Source organism: Streptomyces sp. SID11385, assembly GCF_010548245.1.
GTDB lineage: Bacteria > Actinomycetota > Actinomycetes > Streptomycetales > Streptomycetaceae > Streptomyces.
The window spans coordinates 1-3,189 of the sequence record NZ_JAAGLR010000360.1 but is presented as its reverse complement, the minus strand read 5'-3'; the positions used below and the strand labels follow the sequence as shown (position 1 = coordinate 3,189).

Sequence of the window (3,189 nt, the reverse complement as noted above, 5' to 3'; positions counted from 1 at the left end):
GAGCGCGCGGAGCGACGCCGCGCGCGGCTGCGTCACGAGGCGGCCGTCGCACGCGCCGTCGCCTCGGGCGCGCGGCAGCTCCTCGCGCACGTCGAGGTCTCGCTCGGCCGCGCCGAGACGGAGCGTGCCGAGGCGGAGCGGTACCGCGAGGAGGCGGAGCGCGAGCTGACGCACGAGCGCGAGAGCGGTCGCAGGCTGAAGGCCGAACTCGACAAGCTCACCGACTCCGTCCACCGCGGCGAGGTGCTCGGCGCCGAAAAGCGCCTGCGCATCGAGCAGCTGGAGGGCAGGGCGCTGGAAGAACTCGGCGTCGAGCCGAGTGTCCTGCTCGCCGAGTACGGCCCCGGCACCCTCGTACCGCCCTCCCCGCCGGCCGAGGGCGAGGAACTGCCCGAGGACCCCGAGCACCCGCGCAACCAACCGCGCCCCTTCGTCCGCGCCGAGCAGGAGAAGCGCCTCAAGGAGGCCGAACGCGCCTACCAGCGGCTCGGGAAGATCAACCCGCTCGCCCTGGAGGAGTTCGCCGCACTCGAAGAACGTCACCAGTTCCTCTCCGAGCAGCTCGAAGACCTCAAGAAGACGCGCACCGACCTGCTCCAGGTGATCAAGGAGGTCGACGAGCGCGTCGAACAGGTCTTCACGGAGGCGTACCACGACACGGCGCGCGAGTTCGAGGGCGTCTTCTCGCGGCTCTTCCCCGGCGGCGAGGGCAGACTGCTGCTCACCGACCCCGAGAACATGCTCACGACGGGCGTCGAGGTCGAGGCCCGCCCGCCGGGCAAGAAGGTGAAGCGGCTCTCACTGCTCTCGGGCGGGGAGCGTTCCCTGACGGCCGTCGCGCTGCTCGTCGCGATCTTCAAGGCACGGCCGAGCCCGTTCTACGTGATGGACGAGGTCGAGGCGGCGCTCGACGACACCAACCTCCAGCGCCTCATCCGCATCATGCAGGAGCTCCAGGAGAGTTCCCAGCTCATCGTGATCACGCACCAGAAGCGCACGATGGAGGTCGCCGACGCGCTCTACGGCGTCTCGATGCAGGGCGACGGCGTCTCGAAGGTGATCAGCCAGCGGCTGAAGTGAGGTACGCGACGTAGGGGACGCCGCGACGTCGGGCACGGATGTCGCGCACCTCGGGGACCGATGTCGCGTGCACGGACGCCGCGCCCGCGCGCCGTATACCGGGCGACGTCGCGTCGTCGTGCGCCTCCGTGCCCGCGCGACGTCGCGTCATCGCACGCGCCGACGCCGCGCGACGTCGCGTCCCCACGTAGCCCGTCCCGCCCCGCTCGCGACGTCGCGACGTCGCGTCGTTCCCGCCCCCACGTCGCGCCGCGGCCCCGTCCCCAGCCCTCCGCCGGACGCAATCCCCGACCACATCCGGGCCATGGCCGATACTGGGGGCGTTATGGACATCGTCATCCTTGCAATCATCATCGCGGTCGTCGTGATCGGTGCGATCAGCGGTCTGGTGGTGAGCGGACGCCGCAAGAAGCGGCTCCCCCCCACGCCGCCGGAGCGCACGCCGAGCGTCACCGCCCCGGAGGCCGAACCGCACGTCGGGGACGAGGCCGAGAAACCGCGCGACGAGCAGCGCCGCACGATCGAGGAGGTACCGCTTCCCGACGCGGAGACCGCCACGTCGACGCCAGAGGCCGTCGAGGACCCGGTCGTCGCGCTGCCCCCGCAGCCCGAGATCGAGGTGCCCGAGCCCACGGCCGGTCGCCTGGTGCGTCTGCGGGCACGTCTCTCCCGCTCCCAGAACGCCCTTGGCAAGGGCCTGCTGACCCTGCTCTCGCGCGAGCACCTCGACGAGGACACGTGGGAGGAGATCGAGGACACGCTCCTCACCGCCGACGTCGGCGTCGCGCCGACGCAGGAACTGGTCGAGCGGCTGCGCGAGCGCGTCCGCGTGCTCGGCACCCGTACCCCCGACGAGCTGCGCACCCTGCTCCGTGAGGAGCTCCTCACGCTCGTCGGCGCCGACACGGACCGCACCGTGCACACCGAGGCCGCGCCCGACAAGCCGGGCATCGTCATGGTCGTCGGCGTCAACGGCACCGGCAAGACCACCACCACGGGCAAGCTCGCGCGCGTCCTCGTCGCGGACGGCAAGAGCGTCGTGCTCGGCGCGGCCGACACCTTCCGCGCCGCGGCGGCGGATCAGCTCCAGACCTGGGGAGAGCGCGTCGGCGCCCGCACCGTGCGCGGCCCCGAGGGCGGCGACCCGGCGTCGATCGCGTTCGACGCGGTCAAGGAGGGCATCGCCGAGAAGGCCGACGCGGTCCTCATCGACACCGCCGGCCGTCTGCACACCAAGACCGGTCTCATGGACGAGCTGGGCAAGGTCAAGCGCGTCGTCGAGAAGCAGGCGCCGGTGGACGAGGTGCTCCTCGTCCTCGACGCGACGACGGGGCAGAACGGCCTCGTCCAGGCGCGCGTCTTCGCCGAGGTCGTGTCGATCACGGGCATCGTGCTCACGAAGCTGGACGGTACGGCCAAGGGCGGCATCGTCATCGCGGTGCAGCGCGAACTGGGCGTCCCGGTCAAGCTCATCGGGCTCGGGGAGGGCGCGGACGACCTCGCCCCGTTCGAACCCGGTGCCTTCGTGGACGCCCTCATCGGCGACTGACCGGCAGCGCGACCGCCCGCCCGCCCGGCAGTGTCGGCCGCGAAGGTGGCGGCAGGCCGCGACGGAGCGCGACAGCGAAAAGGCCCCGCAGGCGTGTGCCGCGAGGCCTTTTCGCTGTCGCGGTGGTGGGACGGGCGTGGTGAGGCCCCGTGCCCCGCTACTCCTGCACGCGGTGCGCCACGTACGCGAGTGTGCCGAGGAGCAGACGGAGTTCGGGCGGGTGCAGCGCCGTGTCGAGGGAGGGCGCGCGCAGCCAGTGCACCGGGCCGCGCCCGCCGCGGTCGGAGGGCGGCGCGGTGACGTAGGCGCCGGTGCCGAGCGCGCGGAGGTCGAGGCGTGTCTCGTCCCAGCCCGTGCGGGCGAGGAGTCGGGGGAGGGCGGCGGCGGAGCCCGGTGCGACGTAGAACTGCGCGCGTCCTTGCGGGGTCAGGGCGACGGGGCCGAGGGGCAGGCCCATGCGCTCCAGGCGGGCGAGGGCATGGCGCCCGGCGCGCTCCGCGACGTCGAGCACGTCGAAGGCCGCGCCGACGGGCAGCATGAGCGCGGCGCCCGGCCAGCGG

General features: G+C 72.9%; 3 protein-coding genes. 2 read left to right on the top strand and 1 reads right to left on the bottom strand.

Translation table 11 applies throughout. The annotated features are described in order from the left end of the window. Positions 1–1,080 (top strand): AAA family ATPase (locus G3I42_RS10810; protein ID WP_164284792.1); only part of this gene is annotated, 1,080 nt, incomplete at its 5' end. A 325-nt stretch (positions 1,081–1,405) separates the two neighbouring features. Then, the gene (gene ftsY, locus G3I42_RS10805) at positions 1,406–2,629 is read left to right on the top strand and encodes a signal recognition particle-docking protein FtsY (protein ID WP_164284795.1); all 1,224 of its coding nucleotides are present in this window, start codon (positions 1,406–1,408) and stop codon (positions 2,627–2,629) included. 157 nt (positions 2,630–2,786) lie between these two features. On the opposite strand, the gene G3I42_RS10800 is transcribed toward ftsY, so the two are convergent. Beyond that, the coding region (locus tag G3I42_RS10800) for a bifunctional DNA primase/polymerase (protein WP_203606639.1) at positions 2,787–3,189 on the bottom strand (403 nt) is incomplete at its 5' end.

Coding starts and splice junctions, on each gene's coding strand:
- ftsY (WP_164284795.1), top strand. CDS start 1,406: ATGGACATCGTCATCCTTGCAATCATCATCGCGGTCGTCGTGATCGGT.